Source organism: Lentzea kentuckyensis, assembly GCF_002150765.1.
Taxonomy (GTDB): domain Bacteria; phylum Actinomycetota; class Actinomycetes; order Mycobacteriales; family Pseudonocardiaceae; genus Lentzea; species Lentzea kentuckyensis.
Genome location: NZ_MUYM01000037.1, coordinates 43,089 through 64,592, shown reverse-complemented (window position 1 = coordinate 64,592; position 21,504 = coordinate 43,089). Strand labels below are relative to the sequence as shown.

Sequence of the window (21,504 nt, the reverse complement as noted above, 5' to 3'; positions counted from 1 at the left end):
CCATACGGAAACAATACCGTACGACATACGAAAATGGCGCGTCAGTTGTCGCCCAGACGGGCCCGCAACGCCGCCACCTCGGCGTTCGCCGTCACGAGGTCGTCCTCCAGGCCCACGATCAACGCCGCGGAGGCGAGCGGATGGCCGTCGTCGAACAGCGCCCGGTACCGCTGCGCGACGCCGAGCTGCCGGCGGGAGTAGCGCCGGTGGCCACCCTCGGAGCGGTGCGGCACGAGCACCTCGGCGGCGTCGAGACTGCGCAGGAACGCCTGCTGCACGCCGAGCAGGTCCGCCGCGCGGCCCATGGTGTAGGCCGGGTAGTCCTCGTCCAGGTCGCTCAGCGGCACCGCAGACTCCTCAAGTAGGTACTTGACACAATCTACAGTCAGCGCTACAAAAAATCTGTACCTAGTAACGCTTCTTCGAGGAGTGACGCGAGGTGCTCACGACCAGCGAGAGGGCTTTCGCGGACCTGGTGTGCGCCGATCCAGCGTGGGTGAACGCGGAGTTCGAGGCGATCATCGACGCCAACTTCGGTACGGAGCCGAGGCCGCGTCCTCACCCTCGCGCAGACGTCGCGGGTTATCCCGAACCCGCTGTCCTGCACGGGGTGCGGCGCGCCGGGGTCGCGAGGTCGCGGCAGCGATCTCCTCCGGATGAGTGAGGAGTGCACGTCCTCGTTCATCCGACGCGAAAGGAGCTCACACGGCACAGGGGCGGCGGGCCGATGGCCTGCCGCCCCTGTGCGTGTATCGCTAGTTCACGTACCAGGTGACCCGGACGCCGCCGGACACGTCTTTCAATTCGGCGCACACCTCGTGCGTCGCCACGAGTCCGGTGCGCCGGCACATCCGTTGGTCGTCACCGCTGTATCCACGAGACGCGAGATGGGCGCTCATCTCCTCGTGCGCGTTGTCTCCGGTCGCGTCCACCTCACGCCAACAACCGCCGGAGCCACACTTGACGCTCCCCTTGGCGACGTGCAGCCCTGCCGGACCGGGCACCACTCCTTCGTCACCGGGCGGGGCCTCCATCCGCATGACGGCGACGATCGCCCCGGCCACGAAGCCGCCCACCACCAGGATCGGCAACAGCAGCACGGCGACGGTCCGCCCCTCCACCAGGAAACCGGCGCCGAGCACGATCGACACCAGCAGCGGCAGGAGCCAGAACGTCTCGGTGAACGACGGCACCCAGGGCCCGGACCAGCCCAGTCCGCGCGGCACCACGAACCACACCACCAGCACCGACACGATCACGGCGACGATCACCCGTGTACGGCCGGCCATGCGTGAGCGCGGCTTCTCCCCCAAGTTCGGCATCCCGCCAGTAAAGCGGAAACGCCGCCCCTGGCGGAGGGACGGCGTTTCCTGTGTGGTGGGAGCTGGTCTTCGGCGAGTGCTCAGGAGCGCCAGGCCAGGGCGGTCAGCATCTCCTTGCCGCGCTCGGCGCTGCGCGGGTCGCTGAGCACGTCGTAACGGCCGGCCACGAGCTGGGTCGTCGAGGCGAAGTCGCGGCGGCCGCGCTGGGCTCCGTAGCGGACGGCGGCGCCGGCGAGGCCGAAGAGCGTACCGGCGAGCAGGCCCGCGACGATCGGGGCGAGGGCGCCGCCGGTCGAGAAGAAACCGAGCAGCAGACCGACGAACAGACCGAACCAGGCACCCGACGCGGCACCCGCGCCGAGGACGCGGCCCCAGGTCAGGCGGCCGGTGACGCGTTCGACGATCATCGGCTCGACGCCGACGATGGTGACGTCGGCGACCGGGAAGTCGTTGTCCGCCAGGTGGTCGACGGCTCGCTGTGCCTCTTCGTAGGTGCCGTACGAACCAATCGGCCAGCCCGAGGGCGGCGTGGGCAGTGCGTTGACGCCGGCGTTGGTCCCGGTGGCGAACGGAGTCGCGGTGGTCATGTGCAACACCTCCGAAGTGCGATCCCCTACACCTGGTACTACGAACGCGCCTCCACGGGTGTTCCCGAAGTTGAGCTGATGTGACTCAGCTCCCTCTCGGTAAGTGCGATGTCCAGCGATTCCAGGGTTTTCGCGAGGTCTTCCACCTGAGAATCCTCAGGTTCGGAACCGGCGTGCTCCACACTGAACCTCGACCCGACGAGGCGGCGGCTCAGGCCGGGTTCGAGGCGCATGACGACGAGTTGGCGGCTGAACGGCGAACGCTCGTGCGTGGCGACGTAGTAGTTCGCGGCCATGTAGTCGACGGGCTGTTGCTCGACGTCGTCCTCGAACGCGTGCTGCAGGTTCCAGCCGTCCGCGACCTGCTTTTCCAGCACCCACCGGCGATCCACGCGCCGCAGCCGGTGCGGCCACCCCGCCTGATCGACCACCGCGCCGTCGACGAGCGGCATCGGGTGCAACATCCCGGCGCCGAAACCGACGTCGACCAGGTGATCGTCCACGATGGACATGAAGTGCGTGCGCGGACCGGTCATGACGCGGCTCATCCTGCGTGCGACCGTGTACCCCAGACGTTCGAGCACGGCCGTGAACAGCAACTGGTGCTCGTAGCAGTAACCACCGCGGCGGCGGCCGATCAGCTTGGCCTGGATGTCGGTGAGGTCCAGTGACGGCACGAGGCCGAGCATCACGTCGATGTTCTCGAACGGGATGGCGCGCACATGCGCTTCGTGCAGCTCCGTCAGCGAACTCGACGCGGACGCTCCTGTACGCGCGAAGTACGCGTCCAGGTCCACCAAATCCGTCTGCCACATGGCTTCCCCCTGGGCTCGTTGCCATTCGTCTCTGGTCAGCGCGTATTCGACCTCGCCGTATTCCGAGCCGGGCAGCGGTTCGGCCCAATCGACGTGGAACGTGCGCACGTGCCGCAGGCCGCACTTCTCCATGACGCGCCGGGACCCGGCGTTGACGAACATCGTGGTGGCGACGACCCGCTCGACGTCCCCGGTGGTGAACCCGCGTTCGATCAGGGCCTTTCCGGCCTCGGTGGCGTAGCCGCGGCCCCAGAACCCGGGGTGCAGCCGGTAGCCGAGCTCGACCACGCCCGCGTCGAGGGGCTTGAACTCGAACCAGCCGACGAACCGGCCGGTGTCCTTCTCGTGCGCGGCCAGGAAGCTGTCGCCGAGGAAGTGCTCGACCGGCTCGGGGTCGAGGAACCGCATGACCTCGGGGTCGGCGTGCAGGGCCTCGATCTCGTCCACATCGGACGGCCCGAGCGGGCGCAGCGTCAGTCGTTCGGTTTCCACGACCGAATCGTGCCCCGGCCGTCCACCGGTTTACCGCACATCAGCGACGCGGCGGCCGCGACCAGGCACAGCACGATCGCGAAGCCGAACGCGATCGCGAGCCCCTGCGCGAACGGCGCGGAGATCAGGCTGGGGAAGAACCCGCGCCCGGTCAGGAACGCGGCCTGGTCCGGTGGCAGCGTCGCGAGCTGGTCGCCGAGCAGCTGCTGGATCGGGTTGTAGCCGAGGAACGCCGCGAACAGCACCGCCACCGCGGGCAGCGAGGCGACCTGCGCGGCCGCGGCGGGCGACACGCCGTGCTCGACCAGACCGGTCCTCATCGCGCTGGGCAACGACTGCGAGAACCCGACGATGATCAGGCTGAAGAAGAACCCGATCGACAGCACCATCGCGGTGTTCTGGAAGGTGGTCATCATCCCGCTGCCCGAGCCGCGGGCGTTGGCGGGCAGCGAGTTCATCACCTCGGCGCGGTTGGGCGAGGAGAACATGCCCATGCCGATGCCGGTGAACATGAGGATCAGCGCGAACGCCCAGTACGGGAAGTCGACCGGCAGCGCGATCAGCAACGTGAAGGTGCCCGCCGCGATCAGGTTGCCGGTGAACGCGAGCATCCGGCTGCCGAGCCGGTCGGACAGGACGCCGGCGGTGGGCGCGGCGAGCAGGAACCCGACGGTCATCGGCAGCATGTAGATACCGGCCCACAGCGGCGTCTCCTCGTAGGAGTAGCCGTGCAGCGGCAGCCAGATGCCCTGCAGCCAGATGATCAGGATGAACTGCAGCCCGCCGCGGCCCAGCGCCGAGGTGAAGTTCGCGACGTTGCCCCAGGTGAACGACCGCAGCCGGAACAGGTGCAGGTCGAACAGCGGGTTCGGCACGCGGTGCTCGATCACCACGAACGCGGCCAGCACCAGCACGCCACCGGCCAGGCAGGTCAGCACGAGCGGGCTGGTCCAGCCGGTCTGGGAGGTGCCGTGCGGCTGGATGCCGTAGGTGATGCCGACCAGCACCGCGATCAGGCCGACCGCGAACGTGACGTTGCCCCACCAGTCCATCTCGGCGTGCCGGCGCTCGCCGGTGTCGTGCAGCTTCAGGTAGGCCCAGACCGTGCCGAACAGGCCGAACGGCACCGAGACGATGAAGATCAGGTTCCAGTTGACCGGAGCCAGCAGGCCGCCGATCACGAGCCCGAGGAACGAGCCGGCGATGGCGGCCACGCCGTTGATGCCCAGGGCCATGCCGCGCTGGGTGACCGGGAACGCGTCGGCCAGGATCGCCGAGGAGTTCGCCATCAGGAACGCCCCGCCCACGCCCTGCACGACCCGCCAGCCGATCAGCCACAGCGCGGCGGCGTCCCCGTCGAACCAGGTGACCGCGAGCATGACCGAGGAGAACGTGAAGATCGCGAAGCCCAGGTTGTACATGCGGGCCCGGCCGTACATGTCGCCGAGGCGGCCGAAGCTCACCACCAGCACCGCCGTGACGACCAGGAACCCCATGATCATCCACAGCAGGTAGCCGGTGTTGGCCGGGTCGAGCGGGTTGATCGCGATGCCCTTGAAGATGTCGGGCAACGCGATCAGCACGATGGAGGAGTTGATCGTCGCGATCAGCATGCCCAGCGTCGTGTTGGACAGCGCGATCCACTTGTACCCGGCCGGAGCCACTGCCTCGATGGTCACTTCGCCATGCTAATCAATCTGTCTACGGGACGTCCTTGGGCTTGATCGTCTCCAGCACCGTCCCGGCGGCGTCGCGCACGACGACGCGTGACTCGGGGTGCCGGTCGATCAGTGGCGCGACGAGCACGAACGTGCCGTTGGCGATCGAGGCCGGCGCATCGGCCATCCCCGGCCGGGTGTAGGTGATCGACGCGACCCGCGGGTCGGTGATCAGGCCCACGCCCGCGAAGGTCGAGCTCGCCGTGGCGTCCACCTCCCCCGGCTCGTCCGCCTTCAGCACTTTGAAGTCGTAGAACAAGCCGAGGGACGCCACCGTGTTGCCGCGGATCTCCCGCAGGTCCTCGCTCGCGACCACGGAGCCGTGGACGGGTTCGTCGCTGTCCAGGCAGTAGAGCAGCATGTCGCCGAACCGGCCGAGCCGCACGGTGCTGGTGGTGCTGAGCCGCACGGTGAGGGTGTGCGCGAACTGGTCGGCGTCCGGCACCGGGCGGTCGCGCAGGCACTCGGCGAGCTTCTGGCCGTCCGGGGTGGCGCGGTCGGCCGGCGGCAACGGCCGGTCGACGACGGACTGCGTCGGCTTCGGGACGCCCCGCACGACGAACTCGTTGCCGTTCGCGGACGCCGTGGTGCCGTTCTCGGCCTTGGTGAAGCCAGCCGGGGCGAGGAAGAGGCCGTCGACGATGGCGGGACTCGCGTAGTTCAGGCCACGGTCGCCGATGCGGGACAGGCTCAGGATCTTCACGTCCGGCGAGGTCAGACCCGCCAGCGCACCGGCAGGGGTGGTGAACAGGATCTTCACCTGGCCTCGCCCGGCCGCGAGCTGGGCGGGGTCAGGTGCGGAGATCGTGGTCGTGGTGGCGGTGTTGGCGCAGAAGAAGACGCCGGCCGGCACGCGGAACGCCGTCAGCACCATGCCGCCCTTGCGGCTGGTGGCGATGGCCTGCCACTGCGAGGCCGGCGGGTGGTCCTTCGCCGCGGCACCGCAGCGGGCCAGCACGTCCGTGGCGGCCTTGCCCAGCTCTACGTGGTTGAAGGCGTTGGTGTCCATGGCGGGCAGTTCGCCGTTGTGGTGAATGGAGGGAGCGGCGACCTCGGCGTTGCCGCCGTAGAGGGCCTGACCTGCGAAGACGGCTCCGGCGGCGAGCATGCTGACGCCGGCGGCGATCAGCAGTGGCCTGCCGGTGCGGGCGGCGGGGTTCATGCCCTCGGACAGGCGGCGCCGCGCCCGCATCCGGACGTCGTCGGGCAGGGTGCGGTGTTCGGGCAGCTGGTCGATCACGGGGTGTCCTCGGGGGTCAGGTCGCGCAGGCGGGCGCGGGTGCGGGCGACACGGGCGCGGACGCTCGACTCGGCGATGCCGAGGAGCGTGGCGGCGTCGGTGGTGGACATGTCGCCGAGCAGGCAGAGCTGGGCGATCTCGCGTTCGGACGGCGGCAGCTTCGCGATGGCCGCGACGACCAGGGCGAGGCGGCGCTGGGCGTCGGTGCGGGCGACGACCTCGTCGGCGTGGTCGCGCTCCTCCTGCGGGGCCAGTCTCGACACCAGCCGCACCGCCCGGCGCGAGGCACGCCATTCGGTGCGGGCGCGGTTCGCGGTCACGGTGTAGAGCCACGGCAGCGCCGAGTCGCGCAGCAGCCGGGCTTCGCCGCGTTTGCGCCACGCGGTCAGGAAGGTGGCGGAGAGCAGGTCCTCGGCCTGTGACCAGGAGGCGGTCAACCGATAGGCGTAGTTCCAGACCGCTTCCGCATGGCGTTCGAACAGCTCGGTGAACGCGGCGTGGTCGCCTTTCGCGATCTGCTCCCAGAGCAGCGAGTCGGGCGGCCCGACGTTCGCACGCTCGGTCGTTTCAGTCATCACACTCCGCCTGGGGCCACCACCGCCCAGTGTGCTGCGTGACGCGGGTCACTCGGTACCGGGGAGTAGCCCCTCGTCGCAGGCGTGGACGAGACCGATGGCAAGATCTTCGCGTGCCGATCGAGCAGCAGCAGCCCGGCAGTGCAGAGCCGGAAACCCAGGTGTTCGCGAAGATCATGATCGAGGAACCGACGATGCCGGCGACGACCCCGGTCACGCCGACGCCGGCAACGCCACCCGCGGCCACGCCGCCGACCGCGCGTCAGCCCAAGTCGCTCACCAGGCGGTTGGCTCGGCGGATCCTCGGCCCGACCCTGATGACGAAGAAATAGGGGCCCGTCGTACTAGCGATCGGGGACCTGGCCGAGCCCGCCGCACACGCGGCAGGCGGTCCGGTCCTCGTTGAGCCCAGAACCAAGGCAACGGCTGCACTCCTTCACAGAAGAACAGTGTCCGCTTCTACTCCAAGTGGACGCAGCCGCCAAGCAGGGACCCCGATGGCAATAATGGGTGACCCCCATCGTTCACCCTCGGTGATCAGGCCGGGGTGGACGGTCCCGCCGGAATCTCGTTGGCACGCGCCACATTGCCTGCGACAACACCTGGGACGACGCCTCCGCGATCGCCGTGCGGTAGCTTCCACCAGCCGGAGCAGCCGCGGGGGCACGGGTGCGACATCTCGTGCAGCACAAGGCCTTCGGGGCCGGGAACGGGTTGCTGCCACGACATGGTTCCGGACCCCGCGCACAGCAGGCAGGTGTCCTCTTCGCACTCCACCTCAGTTAAGTACTCCACACGGGACACTTCGGGCAATCGCTGGATCGAGGGGAGAATTCCGATGGCGGTCGCGGTCGTGACGGGAGCGGGTTCCGGGGTGGGGCGCGCGGCGGCGCGAACCCTGCTGGCGGCGGGTTTTCAGGTGGCGCTGGCGGGCCGGCGCGAGGACGCGTTGCGCGAGACCGCGGAGGGTTTCGCCGACAGCAGCGCGGTTGTGCCGACCGATGTGTCGCGTGAGGACTCGGTCGTGACGTTGTTCGAGGCGGTGGTCTCGAAGTGGGGCCGCGTGGACGTGCTGTTCAACAACGCCGGGATGAACGTGCGCGCGACGCCGATCGAGGAGTTCAGCCTCAGCGCGTGGGAGAAGGTCGTCGGCGTGAACCTGACGGGCATGTTCCTGTGCGCCCGCGAGGCGTTCAAGGTCATGAAGACGCACGGTGGCGGCCGGATCATCAACAACGGCTCGGTCTCGGCGTCGGTGCCGCGCCCGCACGCGGTGGCGTACAACGCGACCAAGCACGCGGTGACCGGGCTGACCAAGTCGCTGTCGCTGGAGGGCCGGGCGTACGACATCGCGTGCGGGCAGATCGACATCGGCAACGCGGCCACGGAGATGACCGAGCGGATGGGCGCCGGCGTGCTGCAGGCGAACTTCACGACGGAGCCGGAGCCGACGTTCGACGTGCCATGAACGGCGCTTTTGTGGACTTGGGGTCCACAAAAGCGCCGTTCATGGCACCTAGATGGGCAGGGGCTGGGCCTGGTAGAGGCCGCCGCCGCGTTCCAGCAGACCGAGGTCCACGAGGTAACGGCGGATGGTCACGTGGTCGACCTCTCCCCCGTCGCACCACGCCTGGAGCCGCTCGTTGATCTCCTTCTCCTCGTAGTACGTCCGCGCGGTGAAGGCGTGCGCGGCCACGTGCTCGAGGATCTTGCGGCGGCGTTCGTGCGCGACCGGCAGTGAGATCAGCTTGTCGCCGCGCACGAACGGCGCGAGCCCGTCCGCGGGCATCTGCTCGGTGAGCGTGGCCGCGAGGGGCTTGAGATCGGCCGGCCGGGCCGGGTCGCCTTCGACCAGCCCGGCCTCGCGGAGCTTGCGCAGCGCGGTGCCGGCGTCCTTGGGCTTGAGTCCGGAGGCGGCGGCGACGTCGGCCAGGGAGCCCGCGCCGAGGACGACGGCGGCGAACGCCCTCAGCCTCGTCGGTTCGGCCAGCGCGCGCACAACGTTCTCCGGAGTGGTCATGCCTGCGACCGTAACCGCCGCGTCGAGGCATTTTCAGCGCGAGGGCGCGCCCTGCCACTCCTTCATCGTCCCACCAGACCCTCCGCCATGACGTCGACCAGGTAGGAGTCGAAGTCGGGCTCGTCGGGCTCCAGCACATGCCGCACCCACGCGGTGCGCTCGTGGGCCAGCGGCGGCAGTTCCCACACGCAGCCGATGAGGTCCTTCGGGATCACCGTGAAGTGCGTGAGGTCGGGATCGGTCGAGCCGAGGAACGGCTGATCGCCCGACACGGCCGTGCGGCAGTGCAGGACGTTGTCCCAGACCCAGTTGTAGGCGTTGAGGTACATGCCCGCGGCGCTGCGGTGCAGCACGGTGACGGTGGCGGGCGGGGTCGGGTCGGCGAAGTCCGGGTAGATCTTGGGCAGGAACGCGTAGGCGGCCGCGCGGATGTCGTCGGTGATCTCCAGGCCGGGGGTGACGACCTCGTACCGCTTGACGTGCCTGCCCGCGACGACCAGCGGTTCCTTGACCGCCAGCTGCTTCTCGTAGAAAGCCATGGGTCGAACATATGAGCTATCCCTGACAGGGTGTGGCAGTGTAATCGCGTGCGTGCGAGCCGGTTGGTGTCGTTGCTGCTCCTGCTGCAGACCAAGGGGCGGATGACGGCCCAGGCCCTGGCCGACGAGCTGGAGGTGTCGGTCCGCACGATCTACCGGGACGTGGACTCGCTGCACGCGGCCGGTGTGCCGCTCTACGGCGACGCGGGACCGTCCGGCGGCTACCAGCTCCTCGACGGGTACCGGACGCGGCTGACCGGGCTGACCGAGCAGGAGGCGGAGTCGCTGTTCCTGGCCGGGTTGCCGGGGCCGGCGGCGGAGCTGGGGCTCGGGGACGCGGTGTCGGCGGCGCAGCTCAAGCTGATGGCGGCGTTGCCGTCGTCGATGCGGGACCGGGCCTCGCGGATGGCCGAGCGCTTTCACCTCGACGCGCCCGCCTGGTACTACGACCCGGAGCGCTCGCCGTTCCTGGAGGTCGTGGCGGACGCGGTGTGGCGGGGGCGGCTGCTGGAGGTCGACTACCGGCGCTGGCAGGCACCCGAGCGGGTGACGAAGGTGCTGCGGCCGCTGGGGCTCGTGCTCAAGGCCGGGCGCTGGTACCTGGTGGCACGGGGCTCGTCGCGGATCTCGACGTACCGGGTGTCGCAGATGCAGGCGGTGTCCGTGCTGGACGAGTCGTTCGAGCGGCCGGAGGGGTTCGACCTGGCGGCGCACTGGGCGGCGTCGCTGGAGGACTTCCAGGCGCGCCAGTTCACCGGCGAGGCGACCATCAGGCTCTCGCCGGGTGCCTGGAAGTCGTTCTCCTCCCAGGTGTTGCCCGCGGTGGCGCGGGCGGCCGAGGAGTCCGCTGTGGACGATGGCGGGTCGGTGCGCGTGACGATCCCCATCGAGTCGATCGGGCACGCGACCGGCATGCTGCTGCGGATGGGCGGCGAGGTCGAGGTGCTCGCGCCGGACGAGCTGCGGGCGCAGGTCACGGCCGTGGTGCGGCAGCTGGCGTCGCTCTACCTGTCGTAGCTGCACGCCCGTACCGCGCGAGGTGGTGCCACAGATGCTTCACGACCTGGGGTGCCGCTTCGGCGTTGTCGAGGACGTGCGGGTCGAGGTGGCCGTCCTCGGCGATCGCGAGTCCTAACGCGACCGACTCGGGTGTGCGGTAGTCCCGGTGGCGCAGCAGGTCCGTTGTGGACAGCCGGAAGCCCGCGTGGCGTTCGACCGGGCACGGCAGCTCGACTGTTCCCGGGAAACTCGGGTCCAGCACCAGGGCTTCGACGTCGTCGAGCGTGACGGGGCCGTGGACGTGGGCCTCGATGTAGTTGTCGAGGGGGTCGCGGTCGTCGGCGTCGGCGAGTTCGATGAGGGACATGCGTTGCGCGGTGCCGAAGTCGACGGGGTCGAAGACGCTGTCCGGGTAGCAGAACGTGGTCCGGTCCAGCACCTCTTCCTTGAGGCGCAGGTGTGCGGAGCCGAACCGCGGCGCCCCGCCCTGCGAGAGCCGCCGGTGGTTGAGCGCGCCGTACTTGGGCCGGTCGGCGGGGTGCGCGTGGTCGTAGGCACCACCGAAGAGCCGGCTCTCCCACTCCCAGCGCGCGCCGCCGGGGTGTGCGGTGAGGCCGCCGTTGCTGGTGCCGGTCTCGAACTGCGAGCGGTAGACCCCGTCCTGGGCGAGGAGGGCGAGGACGCCGCGGCCGGGGTGGAAGTTGAGGGTGACACGCAGGTCGCGCGGCATCGGTCCGCCGGTGGACCGTGCCGCGACGTGCGCGATCGCCTGCTCAAAACCCACGGGCGAGCTCACGATCGTGCACCCGCGACAACGTCAGCTGCGCGGTGACGGCGCCCAGCAGGGCCATGAACATGTCCCACTGGGTGTCCCACACATCGCCCTGGGTGCCGAGGAAGTCGTCCGCAGCCGAGCCGCCGATGACCGCCGACGCCCATTCGAGCAGCTCGTAGGTCGCGCTGAACCCCAGGCACACGCACACGACGAGGAAGAACAGCCACCCGCCTGGCCGCAGCGGGGTCCTGCGCAGCAGCAGTTCGCGGGCCAGCACGGCGGGCACGAAGCCCTGGACGAAGTGGCCGAACCGGTCGTAGTGGTTGCGGGCGAGGTCGAACAGGTCCTGCGCCCAGAAGCCCAGCGGGACGCGGGCGTAGGTGTAGTGGCCGCCCAGGATCAGGACCAGGGCGTGCACGAAGATCAGGCGGTAGAGCAGGGGCGTCAGCGGGAAGCGCCGGTAGGTCAGGACCAGGATGGCCGCGCCGATCACGACCGGGGCCACCTCCAGGTACCAGGTGGCGCGGTCGTGGGGGTCGATGCCGAAGGCGATCAGGGCGATCGCCGTCAGGCCGAGCAGGATCAGCGGTTCGGTGGCGGAACGCTCATAGGTCACGGATCACCTTGCAGGGGTTGCCGACCGCCAGCACGCGCGGCGGGATGTCGCGCGTCACGACGCTGCCCGCGCCGATCACGGCATTGTCGCCGATCGTGACGCCCGCGCACACGATGACGCCGCCGCCCAGCCACACGTTGTCGCCGATGGTGATCGGGGCGGCGGACTCGAAGCGCTGCCGGCGGGCCTCGTGGTCCTCGATCGGGTGCAGGGCGGTGAGCAGCTGGGCGCGGGGGCCGATGGAGACGTCGTCGCCGATGGTGATGGTGGCGCAGTCCATGAGGATGGCGTCGTAGTTGAGGAAGCTGTTGGAGCCCATGCGGATCTGGTAGCCGTAGTCGCACTGGAACCGCGGCATGACCCACGAGCCCTCGCCGATCGACCCGAAGAGCTTCTCGATGACCGCGTGGGAACGCGTGGCGTTGAACTCGTCCACCAACCGCTGCGCGGCCAGTCGTTCGGCGACCAGTTCGGGGTCGGAGTCCTTGTACAGCGCGCCGGTCAACATCTTCTGCTTCTCGGTGATCACCCTTCGAGAGTGCCCGAACGCAGCAGCGCGCGTGCTCTCTTCGCGGCGATCTCCATCAGTGCGGTGAGGTCGGCGGCGTCGAATCCGGGCGGCGGCTCGACCGCGAGCACCACAGGTGTGGTGGCAGGAAGCGTGGGACGTGCGGGCAGTTGACCTGCTGGTTCCGCCGAAACCACCACAGGTGTTCTGGTTCCGACGGGTCCGGCGACGCGTTGCTTCAGGGCGTCGAGGAGTTCGTGTTCCGGTTTTCCCTTGAGCAGCAGCAGGACGAACGGGTCGGCGTCGAGCAGCCAGCCGACCTGGAACGCGAGCGCGGCGGCGTGGCGGCAGGGCAGTTCCCAGCCGTCGCAGTCGCACTCGGGTTCGAGGTCGCCGATGCCGGGCAGCAGGTCCACACCGGACTCTTCGGCCGCGGCCACGAGATCGCGCGGCATGTCGTTGTCCAGCAGGGCGGCGATGTGCCCGGCCTGCTCGGCGACGCGGTCGAGGAACCGTCCCCAGTGGACTTCGGTCAGCACCGGCACGTGGACCGTGGTGCTGTGGACGGCGGCGTCGTCGTGGACCTGGGCGTGCAGGCGGCCGGGGCTGACGGTGATCGGGCCGACGACGCCGGCGTGGGCGTAGCGGCGGCCGAGGCGCAGCAGGCCCTGGTCGAGCGCGGTGTCCTCGAGCGCCCGCACCCACGCCTTGCCCCACCAGGTCGTGGCGACGCGGCGCTTCATCTTGGGGAACGCGGCGAATCCGCGGGCGGAGGTCAACACACGCTCCTGAGTCGGACGAGTTCGGCGAGCTCGGCGTCGGTGAGTTCGGTGAACGCGGCTTCTCCCCCGTGCAGGACGGCGTCGGCGAGGTCGCGCTTGTCCTGCAGGAGCGCGGCGATGCGTTCCTCGACGGTGCCCTCGGTGACGAGCTTGTGCACCTGGACGGGCCGGGTCTGGCCGATGCGGTAGGCGCGGTCGGTGGCCTGGTCCTCGACGGCGGGGTTCCACCAGCGGTCGAAGTGGATGACGTGGTCGGCGCGGGTGAGGTTGAGGCCGGTGCCGGCGGCTTTGAGCGACAGCAGGAAGACCGGTGCGCGGCCGTGCTGGAAGTCGTCGACCATCTGTTCGCGCCGCGCGACGGGTGTGCCGCCGTGCAGGAACCGGGTGGGGTGCTTGAGGTGCCCCTGCAGCAACCTGGCCATGGCGACGTACTGGGTGAAGACGAGCGCCGAGCCGTCCTCGGCGACGATCGTGTCGAGCAGTTCGTCGAGGAGCTCGAGCTTGCCGGACGTGCCCTGCAACTCGGGGTGGCCCAGGTAGTGCGACGGGTGGTTGCAGATCTGCTTGAGGCCGGTCAGCAGCTTGAGCACGAGACCGCGGCGGGCCATGCCGTCGCTCGTGGCGATCTGGTCGAGGGTCTCCCTGGTCAGCGCCTCGTAGAGCGCGGCCTGCTCGGCGGTGAGCGAGACCGGCAGGTCGGTCTCGGTCTTGGCGGGCAGTTCGGGGGCGACGCCGGGGTCGGACTTGCGGCGGCGCAGCAGGAAGGGCCGCACGACCTTGGCGAGCGTGTCGTCGGGTGCCGGCCAGCGGGTGCGGAACGCGCGGTGCGTGCCGAGCAGGCCCGGTGTCGTCCAGTCCAGGACGGCCCACAGCTCCGACAGCGAGTTCTCCACCGGGGTGCCGGACAACGCGACGCGGGCGGCCGCCGGGATCGACCGGAGTGCTTTGGCGGTGCCGGAGTGCGGGTTCTTGACGTGCTGGGCCTCGTCGGCGACGACCATGCCCCAGTCGTGGCCGCGCAGCGTGTCGGCGTCCAGGCGCATGGTGCCGTAGGTGGTCAGGACGATTCCGGTGTCCGGGAGCGTCCGTTGTGGACCGTGGTAGCGGGTGACGGGCGTGCCGGGGGCGAAGCGGTGGATCTCGCGTTCCCAGTTGCCGAGCAGTGAGGCCGGGCCGACGACCAGCGTCGGGGCCGGGTGGTCGCGGTGCAGGTGCAGGGCGATGAGGGTGACGGTCTTGCCGAGGCCCATGTCGTCGGCGAGGCAGGCGCCCAGGCCGAGACCGGTCAGGTGGGCGAGCCAGCGCAGGCCGTGCAGCTGGTAGTCGCGCAGGGTCGCCCGCAGCGCGGCGGGCGCCGGGATCTCCGGGATGGTCGTGATCGCCGTGGTGAGGCTGTGCGGGGCGACGTCGGCACGTTCGCCGTCGATGATCGCGGTGCCGGTGAGGGCCGCGGTGACGGCCTGGACGGCGGTGATCGGGCTGAGTCGCCGGCGAGCTTTGCGCTTGAGCCCGGGGTCGACGAGCACCCAGTGGTCACGCAGCCGCACGACCGGCCGGCTGGCCTCGGCGATGACGTCCATTTCGGCGTCGGTCAGCGGTGCGTCGCCGAGCGCCAGCTGCCAGTTGAACGTGAGGAGGTCGTCCGCCTTGAACTGGCCGCTGGGCTCGCCGATGACGGCCTGCGCGCGCAGACCCGCGGTGAGGTTCCTGGGCCAGTGGACCTCGATGTCGGTGCCGAGCAGCTCGGCGACTTCGGCGTCGGTGAGGTCGGCCTGGTCGAGCAGCCGCTGCAGCGGCGGCCAGGTGGCCCGGCCGATCGCGCGGATCGCGGCGAGCTCACGGCCGGAGCCGCGCACGTCCCGCGGGTAGGGGTCGGTGACGCCGCGGACCTGGACGATCGCGCGGAACCGCAGGTCATCGGTCATTTCGACGCGCAGGGAGAGCTTCACCTGCTCGTCCGCCCACGTCCTCAACTCCGGCACGTGGTGGGGTTCGGCGGCGGCGAACGGGCCGTCCGCCCCACCGCGGGGCAGCACGTCCGCCACCGCGTCCAGGTAAGCGCGAAGCTCCTCGTAGTCGCCATGGGCGGCGAGCTGCCGCAGGTGCACTTCGTCCGCGTGGTCGAGCGGTCCGATCCGCCAGGTGTCGTGGCCGTCGTCCGTCACGCTCGGCACGATCCGGCCGCGCGCGACGAGGTTGAGCGCCGTCGCGGTGGCCACTCCCCAGTAGCCGGGGTCGTTCAGCGCGTCAGGTAAGGCTTCGAACAGGGATTTTCCGCTGAGCTGCCCGAACATACTATGTACCGTACACCATACGGTACGGTAGGGTCACGTCCGTGATCGAACACACGGGCAGCGGTGACCCGGCGCGGACGCTGGCGTTGCTGTGGCGCACCCAGGAACGCGTCTCGCGCAAGGGCAAGCCGGACCTGAGCGTGGACCGCATCGTCCAGGCGGGCATCGCGCTGGCCGACGCCGACGGGTTGAAGGCGTTGTCGATGCGCCGGGTCGCCGAGTCGCTGGGCGTGGGGACCATGTCGCTCTACACCTACGTGCCCGGCAAGGGCGAGCTGATCGACGTCATGGTCGACACCGTGCAGGCCGCGACCGGCCGCGAGACCGCTGACGACTGGCGGGCACACCTGACGTACGTGGCGCGGGAGAACCTGGCGCTGTACCGGCGGCATCCGTGGTTGCTGCAGGTTGCGCCGTCGCGGACCGTGCTGGGGCCGCAGGTGGCGGCGAAGTACGACTTCGAGCTGCGCGGGCTGGAGGATGTCGGGCTGTCGGACGTGGAGATGGACTCGGTGCTCACCCTCGTGCTGGGCCATGTGCAGAACTCGGCGCGGGGGCTGACCGCGGCGGCGGTGACCGAGCAGGAGACGGGGCTGACCGACCAGCAGTGGTGGGACGCGGCGGCGCCGTTCCTGATGACGGTGTTCGACCCGGCGCGGTTCCCGGTGGCGGCACGGGTGGGCGGGGCGGTCGGGCAGGCGCACCAGAGCGCGTTCAGCCCGGAGCACTCGTTCGAGTTCGGGCTGGAGATGATCCTGGACGGCGTCGATCGGCTGATCGAGTCACGTCACGCGTAACGGGCGCGTGACACCTCCCGAGATGCGTCGTTAATTCCCACGCGGTGTGCTTCAGGTGCCTACAGTTACGCCACGCCGATCAAGTTCGCCGTTCGGGAGGCCAGCTCGTGGTGATCGACTCGCAGCCGCGGCAGGCGCTGGTGCGCCGGGTCACCGGCCTGGCGCGGTCGACGCCGGGGCGGCTGAGCCTGATCATCCTGGTGCTGGTGGCGGCGAGTCTCGTGAGCGGCGCGCTGGCGACGTGGAGCGTGGTCCGGCAGGAGCGGGCGCTGGAGGACCTGGCGACGCGGTCGGAGCCTCTCTCGCACGCGGCGCAGGAGGTCTACCGGGCGTTGCAGGACGCCGACGCGACGGCGGCGAGCGCGTTCCTGTCCGGCGGGCTGGAGCCTTCCCAGCTGCGCGAACGCTACGAGGCGGACATCGCGCAGGCGCAGGCGGCGCTGTCGGTGGCGACGGCCTCCTCCCCCGACCTGACCGCGACGCTGGCGGCGCAGCTGCCGGTCTACACGGGACTGATCGAGACGGCGCGGTCGAACAACCGGCAGGGCTTCCCGGTGGGCGCGGCGTATCTGCGTGAGGCGTCGGGGTTGATGCGCACGCAGCTGCTGCCGGCGGCGCAGGAGCTGTACCGGGCGGAGACGGACCGGGTGGCGCGGGCGCAGGACGAGGCGGACTTCCCGTGGGGGTCGATGTCGGTCGCGCTGGCGTTCGTGATCGCCCTGTTCTTCACGCAGCGCTACCTGACGCGCAAGACGAACCGGTTGCTCAACGTGGGCCTGCTCGTCGCCACCGGGGCGGCGGTGCTGTCGCTGTTGTGGGTGACGACGGTGTCGGTGCTGGTGATGAACGACGTGGCGGACTCGCGCACGGCGTCGGAGAAGGTCGACGTGCTGGCACAGGCGCGGATCGCGACGCTGACCGCGCGGGGCGAGGAGACGTTGACGCTGGTCGCGCGCGGTGCGGGGCAGATCTACGAGAAGAACTTCGTCGAGGTCTCCGAACGGCTGGAGGGGCAGCTCGACCAGGCGAAACGCCTCGACGACACCGAGGCCGTCGACCACGCGATGCGGCACTTCCGGCAGTGGCAGCAGGTGCACCAGCGCATCCGCGAGGCCGACGACGCCGGTCAGTACAACGACGCGGTGGCGTTGATCAACAACCCGTACTTCGACTCGCTGGACCAGGACCTGGTGCGGGCGATCGGCGAGGCGCGGCAGGACTTCAGCGACGAGGTGGCGGTGGCACGGGCGTCGCTCGCGGGCACGGTGGTCGGGGTGCTGGTGCTGGCGGTGATCAGCGCGATCGGGTCGACGATGGGCCTGTGGCAGCGACTCAAGGAGTACCGATGAGGCGACTGACACTCGTGGTGCTGCTGTTCGCGTCGGCCTGTTCGGCGGGACCGGCGCCGAGCGAGATCGTGCCGGGCAACGCTCCCGCGCCCCAACCGGCCGCCGCCAGCACCGTGACGGCCGCGCCGAGCAGTTCGGTGGGCCCGGCGCCGTCGTGTGACGCGACGGCGAGCCTGCGGCCGGGCGCGTTGCCCGCCGCGGGTCAGATGCCGGCGGGGTCGACCATGGAGCGGATCCTCAAGCGCGGCCGGTTGATCGCCGGAGTGGACCAGAACTCGTACCTGATGGGGTTTCGCAACTCCTTCACCGGCGAGATCGAGGGCTTCGACGTCGACGTGGCGCGGCAGATCGCGAAGGCGATCTTCGGGGACGAGAAGAAGGTGCAGTTCAAGATCGTCACCTCGGCCGAGCGGATTCCGATGCTCAAGAGCGGCCAGGTCGACGTCGTCGTGCGCACCATGACGATCACGTGTGAGCGGCTCAAGGACGTGGACTTCTCGCAGGTCTACTACCAGGCGGGGCAGCGAGTGCTGGTGCGCCGCAGCTCCGGCATCACCGGCGTCGACAGCCTCAAGGACAAGAGGGTGTGCGTGGCGTCGGGGTCGACGTCGCTGGGCAACGTCGTGAACCGGGCGAAGACGACGGTGAGCGTGCCGAACTGGACGGACTGCCTGGTGATGCTGCAGCAGGGGCAGACGGACGCGATCTCCACCGACGACACGATCCTGGCGGGCCTGGCGGCGCAGGACCCGTACACCGAGGTGGTCGGGGCGCGGTTCACCGAGGAGCCCTACGGCGTGGGTGTGCCCAAGGGGCAGGACGACCTGGTCAGGTTCGTCAACGGCGTGCTGGAACAGATGCGCGCCGACGGCACGTGGAGCGGGATCTACGGGCGTTGGCTGAACACCCTGGGCCCGGCACCGGCGCCGCCCGCCGGTCGTTATCGGGATTAGGGGGTGACGAGATGAGCGACGAGCTGGATCTTCCCGCCACGGGGCCCGCGACGTCACCGGGGACCGCGCCCTGGTCGGTGTCGCAGGAGGCCTCGCGGTCGAACTCGGGGCGCGCCCGCCGCGGCAGTGCGCGGTCGATGAGCCGTGGCCGTCTCGGCGCGGGCCTGGTCGAGGTGCCGCGGGTGCCGTACCGGGATCCGAAGACCGCGGTGCTGGCGAACCCGGAGGTGCCGGAGGCCAAGCGGTTCTGCTCGAAGTGCGGCAAGAAGGTCGGGCGGCGCAAGGACGGCAAGCCGGGCCGGGTGGAGGGGTTCTGCCCGCAGTGCGGTCACGCGTACTCGTTCACGCCGAAACTGGAACCGGGCGAGGTGCTGCACGACCAGTACGAGGTGCTGGGGTGTCTCGCGCACGGCGGTCTGGGGTGGCTGTACCTGGCGCTCGACCACGCGGTGAGCGACCGGTGGGTGGTGCTCAAGGGCCTGCTCGACTCCGGTGACGCGGACGCGATGGCGGCGGCGCTGGCCGAACGCAGGTTCCTCGCCGAGGTCGAGCACCCGAACATCGTCAAGATCCACAACTTCATCCGGCACGCGGACCGCGAGACCGGGAACCTCGTCGACTACATCGTGATGGAGTACGTCGGCGGCGAGTCCATCAAGGACATGATCACGCACCGGCGCCGGGAGGGCCGCGGCGACGAGGCGCTGCCGCTGGCGCAGGCCATCGCGTACGTGCTGGAGATCCTGCCCGCGGTCGGCTACCTGCACGGCGTGGGCCTGTTGTACTGCGACTTCAAGCCGGACAACATGATCCACACCGAGGAGCAGCTCAAGCTGATCGACCTGGGCGCGGTGCGGCGCATCGACGACCACCACTCCCCCATCTACGGCACCATCGGCTACCAGGCGCCGGAGATCGGCACGATCGGGCCGTCGGTGTTCTCCGACATCTACACCGTCGGGCGCGCCCTGGGCGTGATGAGCTTCCCGTTCGACTTCCGCGGCCGCTGCAAGGACCGGTTGCCCACGGCGGACGAGGAACCGCTGCTGGGCCGCTTCGAGTCGTTCCACCGGCTGCTGCTGCGCGCCACGAACCCGAACCCCGAGCTGCGGTTCTCCTCGGCGGAGGACATGGCCGACCAGCTCACCGGCGTGCTGCGCGAGGTGCTGGCGATCGAGGACGGCGTGCCGCGGCCGGGCCCGTCGCGGCAGTTCACGCCGGAGCGCCGCCGGTTCGGCGTGGAGGGCGCGCTGGACCTGGCCGAGGTGGCGCTGGCGTTGCCGGCGCCGAGCGTGAACACCTCGGACGCGGCCGCCTCGTGGCTCGCGACGGCGACGACGTCGGACCCGGCGGGGCTGCGCAAGGCACCCGAGTACACGGTCGAGGTGCGGTTTCGGATCGTGCGGGTGCTGATCGAGTCCGGGGACACCGAGACCGCGCTGCGCGAGCTGGAGGCGCTCACGGCGCCGTCGATGTTCGACGAGTCCGAGCTCGACCCCGAGGACTGGCGGCCCGACTGGTACCGGGGCCTGGCCGCGCTGACCGACGGACGGGCCGCGGACGCGCTGGGGTTCTTCGACGCGGTGTGCTCGGCGGTGCCCGGCGAGGCGGCGCCGAAGCTCGCGCTGGGCGTGTGCTTCGAGGCCACGGGCGAGCTGAAGGCGGCGGCCGGCTGGTACGAGCTGGTGTGGCGGACGGACCACGCGTACGTGTCGGCGGCGTTCGGCCTGGCGCGGGTGCTGCTGGCGTGCGGGGATCGGGCGCGGGCGGTCGAGGTGCTGCTGTCCGTTCCGGACACATCTTCGCAACATCTGGCGGCGCAGATCGCGGCGGTGCGCGCGCAGCTCGGTGACTGCGGCGCCGAGGACCTCGTGGCGGCCGGGGAACGGTTGCACGCCTTGGACATCGACGTTCATTCGCACACGCAGCTGTCGGCGGAGGTGCTGGAGGCGGCGTACGACTACGTGACCCGCAATCAGGCCGCCGAGGGCAAGGTGCTGGACTGTGCACTCTCCGAACACGAGCTTCGGCTGGGTCTAGAGGCGCGCTACCGCACGCTTGCCCGGTTCGCGGCCACGCCGGAGGAACGGATCGCATTGGTGGACCGCGCGAACGCGGTAAGGCCTAGGACGTTGGTTTGATGGACACCCTGAAGTGCCCGGAGTGCTTCGCGCCCGTCGCGCAGGAGGACCGGTTCTGCGAGGCGTGCGGGCGCAACCTGCTGGTACGCCGCACGCCGCTGGGCGGACCGACCGGTCCCGCGCAGGCCTCGTGCATCTTGTGCGGCTCGCCGGACATCGATGACGAGGACTACTGCACTCAGTGCGGCCGCCACCAGCCATCGGCGCGTGACCGGGTCGAGTACACGCTCGGTGCGGTGTCCGGTGTGTCCGACCGGGGCAAGCGGCGGGCGCGCAACGAGGACTCGATGGCGTTCGGGCACGTCGCGGGCAAGGGTGTCGCCGCGGTGGTGTGCGACGGCGTGGCTTCGTCCGAACGCGCCGAGCAGGCCTCCCAGGCCGCCGCCGACGCCGCGGTGGACGTCCTGCTCAACGCGCTGATCGACACGGCGGACCCGGAGCAGGCGATGATCGACGCTGTCGCCGCGTCGTGCTTCGCGGTCGAGCAGCTCGTGGAGAACGAGCCGATGGAGGCGGGCGGCCGGGGTGTCGCGCCGTCGTGCACGTTCGTGTCGACGCTGGTCACGGAGTCCTCGGTGACGGTCGGCTGGGTCGGTGACTCGCGCGCGTACTGGCTGGCGGACGAGGGCTCGAAGCAGCTCACGACCGACGACACGTGGGCGGCGCAGCTGGTCGCGGAGGGCGTGCTGACCGAGGAGCAGGCGCGCACGGACCGTCGCGCGCACGTGCTGTCGCGGTGGATCGGCGCCGACGCCGGGCAGGTGGTGCCGCAGGTCGTGACGCTGCAGCCGACCGGGCCCGGGATGTTCCTGCTGTGTTCGGACGGCCTGCACAACTACCGGCCGGAGCCCGAGGACCTGCAGCCGTTGCTGCCGTGCGGGCCGGAGGAGTTCGTGAAGGTCGCTCTCGAGGCAGGCGGCCACGACAACATCACCGTCGTGCTGGTGCCGTTCGCCCCCGCCCAGTAGCCCGCCGCTGGGAT

General features: G+C 70.2%; 22 protein-coding genes. 8 read left to right on the top strand and 14 right to left on the bottom strand.

The window, feature by feature from the left end; translation table 11 throughout:
- Positions 1-41: 41 nt before the first annotated feature.
- The 7 genes from B0F77_RS19420 to B0F77_RS19385 all read right to left on the bottom strand — a co-directional run bounded on the left by B0F77_RS19420 (position 42) and on the right by B0F77_RS19385 (position 6,749).
- On the bottom strand, positions 42-305 hold the full coding sequence (locus B0F77_RS19420; RefSeq protein WP_211293878.1) for a MerR family transcriptional regulator: 264 nt from the start codon (positions 303-305) through the stop codon (positions 42-44).
- A 450-nt stretch (positions 306-755) separates the two neighbouring features.
- Complete coding sequence (locus B0F77_RS19410; protein ID WP_143466822.1) at positions 756-1,322, bottom strand: hypothetical protein; 567 nt, start codon at positions 1,320-1,322, stop codon at positions 756-758.
- Between the two features lie 80 nt (positions 1,323-1,402).
- Positions 1,403-1,909: a YflT domain-containing protein gene (locus B0F77_RS19405; RefSeq protein WP_086664329.1), complete on the bottom strand. Its 507-nt coding sequence runs from the start codon at positions 1,907-1,909 to the stop codon at positions 1,403-1,405.
- Positions 1,910-1,947: 38 nt separating this feature from the next.
- A complete protein-coding gene (locus B0F77_RS50725; RefSeq protein ID WP_086664328.1) occupies positions 1,948-3,216 on the bottom strand; it encodes a GNAT family N-acetyltransferase in 1,269 nt (422 codons plus the stop codon).
- Entirely contained in the window at positions 3,198-4,829 is a 1,632-nt protein-coding gene (locus B0F77_RS19395) for an MFS transporter (RefSeq protein WP_086664353.1), read from the bottom strand. Before B0F77_RS19395 ends, B0F77_RS50725 begins: the two co-directional genes overlap by 19 nt.
- Positions 4,830-4,917: 88 nt before the next feature.
- Complete coding sequence (locus B0F77_RS19390) at positions 4,918-6,174, bottom strand: hypothetical protein (protein ID WP_086664327.1); 1,257 nt, start codon at positions 6,172-6,174, stop codon at positions 4,918-4,920.
- Positions 6,171-6,749, bottom strand: a complete 579-nt coding sequence (locus tag B0F77_RS19385) for an RNA polymerase sigma factor (protein WP_086664326.1) — start codon at positions 6,747-6,749, stop codon at positions 6,171-6,173. Before B0F77_RS19385 ends, B0F77_RS19390 begins: the two co-directional genes overlap by 4 nt.
- A gap of 113 nt (positions 6,750-6,862) precedes the next feature.
- Here B0F77_RS19385 and B0F77_RS19380 point away from each other — a divergent pair, with 113 nt between their 5' ends.
- Positions 6,863-7,081, top strand: a complete 219-nt coding sequence (locus B0F77_RS19380; RefSeq protein ID WP_086664325.1) for a hypothetical protein — start codon at positions 6,863-6,865, stop codon at positions 7,079-7,081.
- A 506-nt stretch (positions 7,082-7,587) separates the two neighbouring features.
- Positions 7,588-8,217 carry an SDR family oxidoreductase gene (locus tag B0F77_RS19375; protein WP_086664324.1) on the top strand — a complete coding sequence of 210 codons (630 nt, stop codon included), beginning with the start codon at positions 7,588-7,590 and terminating at the stop codon, positions 8,215-8,217.
- A gap of 48 nt (positions 8,218-8,265) precedes the next feature.
- Here B0F77_RS19375 and B0F77_RS19370 read toward each other — a convergent pair whose 3' ends face one another.
- A complete protein-coding gene (locus B0F77_RS19370) occupies positions 8,266-8,769 on the bottom strand; it encodes a DUF2087 domain-containing protein (protein WP_086664323.1) in 504 nt (167 codons plus the stop codon).
- 62 nt (positions 8,770-8,831) lie between these two features.
- Entirely contained in the window at positions 8,832-9,308 is a 477-nt protein-coding gene (locus B0F77_RS19365; protein ID WP_086664322.1) for a hypothetical protein, read from the bottom strand.
- Positions 9,309-9,356: 48 nt separating this feature from the next.
- Between B0F77_RS19365 and B0F77_RS19360 the strand changes: the two genes are divergently transcribed.
- The gene (locus tag B0F77_RS19360; RefSeq protein WP_086664321.1) at positions 9,357-10,325 is read left to right on the top strand and encodes a helix-turn-helix transcriptional regulator; all 969 of its coding nucleotides are present in this window, start codon (positions 9,357-9,359) and stop codon (positions 10,323-10,325) included.
- Here B0F77_RS19360 and B0F77_RS19355 read toward each other — a convergent pair.
- From B0F77_RS19355 to B0F77_RS19335, 5 genes are read right to left on the bottom strand one after another with little or no spacing between them, the layout of a single operon-like run.
- Positions 10,282-11,037, bottom strand: a complete 756-nt coding sequence (locus B0F77_RS19355; protein ID WP_086664352.1) for a DUF3626 domain-containing protein — start codon at positions 11,035-11,037, stop codon at positions 10,282-10,284. The two genes, B0F77_RS19360 and B0F77_RS19355, sit on opposite strands and share 44 nt — an antisense overlap.
- A gap of 43 nt (positions 11,038-11,080) precedes the next feature.
- Complete coding sequence (locus B0F77_RS19350) at positions 11,081-11,698, bottom strand: DUF2238 domain-containing protein (RefSeq protein WP_245848398.1); 618 nt, start codon at positions 11,696-11,698, stop codon at positions 11,081-11,083.
- Positions 11,688-12,206, bottom strand: a complete 519-nt coding sequence (locus B0F77_RS19345) for a sugar O-acetyltransferase (protein ID WP_211293876.1) — start codon at positions 12,204-12,206, stop codon at positions 11,688-11,690. The genes B0F77_RS19350 and B0F77_RS19345 overlap by 11 nt, the downstream gene beginning before the upstream one ends.
- Positions 12,207-12,223: 17 nt before the next feature.
- The gene (locus tag B0F77_RS19340) at positions 12,224-12,985 is read right to left on the bottom strand and encodes an SWIM zinc finger family protein (protein WP_143466821.1); all 762 of its coding nucleotides are present in this window, start codon (positions 12,983-12,985) and stop codon (positions 12,224-12,226) included.
- Positions 12,982-15,282: a DEAD/DEAH box helicase gene (locus B0F77_RS19335; RefSeq protein ID WP_086664318.1), complete on the bottom strand. Its 2,301-nt coding sequence runs from the start codon at positions 15,280-15,282 to the stop codon at positions 12,982-12,984. Before B0F77_RS19335 ends, B0F77_RS19340 begins: the two co-directional genes overlap by 4 nt.
- Positions 15,283-15,323: 41 nt before the next feature.
- On the opposite strand from B0F77_RS19335, the gene B0F77_RS19330 reads away from it, so the two are divergent.
- From B0F77_RS19330 to B0F77_RS19310, 5 genes are all read left to right on the top strand, one after another.
- On the top strand, positions 15,324-16,079 hold the full coding sequence (locus B0F77_RS19330; protein ID WP_211293874.1) for a TetR/AcrR family transcriptional regulator: 756 nt from the start codon (positions 15,324-15,326) through the stop codon (positions 16,077-16,079).
- A 107-nt stretch (positions 16,080-16,186) separates the two neighbouring features.
- Entirely contained in the window at positions 16,187-17,428 is a 1,242-nt protein-coding gene (locus tag B0F77_RS19325) for a hypothetical protein (RefSeq protein ID WP_143466820.1), read from the top strand.
- Complete coding sequence (locus B0F77_RS19320) at positions 17,425-18,381, top strand: glutamate ABC transporter substrate-binding protein (protein WP_086664317.1); 957 nt, start codon at positions 17,425-17,427, stop codon at positions 18,379-18,381. Before B0F77_RS19325 ends, B0F77_RS19320 begins: the two co-directional genes overlap by 4 nt.
- Positions 18,382-18,392: 11 nt before the next feature.
- The gene (locus B0F77_RS19315) at positions 18,393-20,522 is read left to right on the top strand and encodes a serine/threonine-protein kinase (protein WP_086664316.1); all 2,130 of its coding nucleotides are present in this window, start codon (positions 18,393-18,395) and stop codon (positions 20,520-20,522) included.
- Positions 20,522-21,490 (top strand): PP2C family protein-serine/threonine phosphatase, encoded by a 969-nt coding sequence (locus B0F77_RS19310; protein WP_086664315.1) that lies wholly within the window; start codon positions 20,522-20,524, stop codon positions 21,488-21,490. The genes B0F77_RS19315 and B0F77_RS19310 overlap by 1 nt, the downstream gene beginning before the upstream one ends.
- Positions 21,491-21,504: the final 14 nt, after the last annotated feature.

Excerpts from the sequence above, each read along its gene's own strand:
- B0F77_RS19420 (WP_211293878.1), bottom strand. The coding sequence starts at position 305 with ATGGGCCGCGCGGCGGACCTGCTCGGCGTGCAGCAGGCGTTCCTGCGC.
- B0F77_RS19410 (WP_143466822.1), bottom strand. The coding sequence starts at position 1,322 with ATGCCGAACTTGGGGGAGAAGCCGCGCTCACGCATGGCCGGCCGTACA.
- B0F77_RS19405 (WP_086664329.1), bottom strand. The coding sequence starts at position 1,909 with ATGACCACCGCGACTCCGTTCGCCACCGGGACCAACGCCGGCGTCAAC.
- B0F77_RS19395 (WP_086664353.1), bottom strand. The coding sequence starts at position 4,829 with ATGCTGATCGCGACGATCAACTCCTCCATCGTGCTGATCGCGTTGCCC.
- B0F77_RS19385 (WP_086664326.1), bottom strand. The coding sequence starts at position 6,749 with ATGACTGAAACGACCGAGCGTGCGAACGTCGGGCCGCCCGACTCGCTG.
- B0F77_RS19375 (WP_086664324.1), top strand. The coding sequence starts at position 7,588 with ATGGCGGTCGCGGTCGTGACGGGAGCGGGTTCCGGGGTGGGGCGCGCG.
- B0F77_RS19370 (WP_086664323.1), bottom strand. The coding sequence starts at position 8,769 with ATGACCACTCCGGAGAACGTTGTGCGCGCGCTGGCCGAACCGACGAGG.
- B0F77_RS19365 (WP_086664322.1), bottom strand. The coding sequence starts at position 9,308 with ATGGCTTTCTACGAGAAGCAGCTGGCGGTCAAGGAACCGCTGGTCGTC.
- B0F77_RS19355 (WP_086664352.1), bottom strand. The coding sequence starts at position 11,037 with ATGCCGCGCGACCTGCGTGTCACCCTCAACTTCCACCCCGGCCGCGGC.
- B0F77_RS19345 (WP_211293876.1), bottom strand. The coding sequence starts at position 12,206 with ATGTTGACCGGCGCGCTGTACAAGGACTCCGACCCCGAACTGGTCGCC.
- B0F77_RS19335 (WP_086664318.1), bottom strand. The coding sequence starts at position 15,282 with ATGTTCGGGCAGCTCAGCGGAAAATCCCTGTTCGAAGCCTTACCTGAC.
- B0F77_RS19320 (WP_086664317.1), top strand. The coding sequence starts at position 17,425 with ATGAGGCGACTGACACTCGTGGTGCTGCTGTTCGCGTCGGCCTGTTCG.
- B0F77_RS19315 (WP_086664316.1), top strand. The coding sequence starts at position 18,393 with ATGAGCGACGAGCTGGATCTTCCCGCCACGGGGCCCGCGACGTCACCG.
- B0F77_RS19310 (WP_086664315.1), top strand. The coding sequence starts at position 20,522 with ATGGACACCCTGAAGTGCCCGGAGTGCTTCGCGCCCGTCGCGCAGGAG.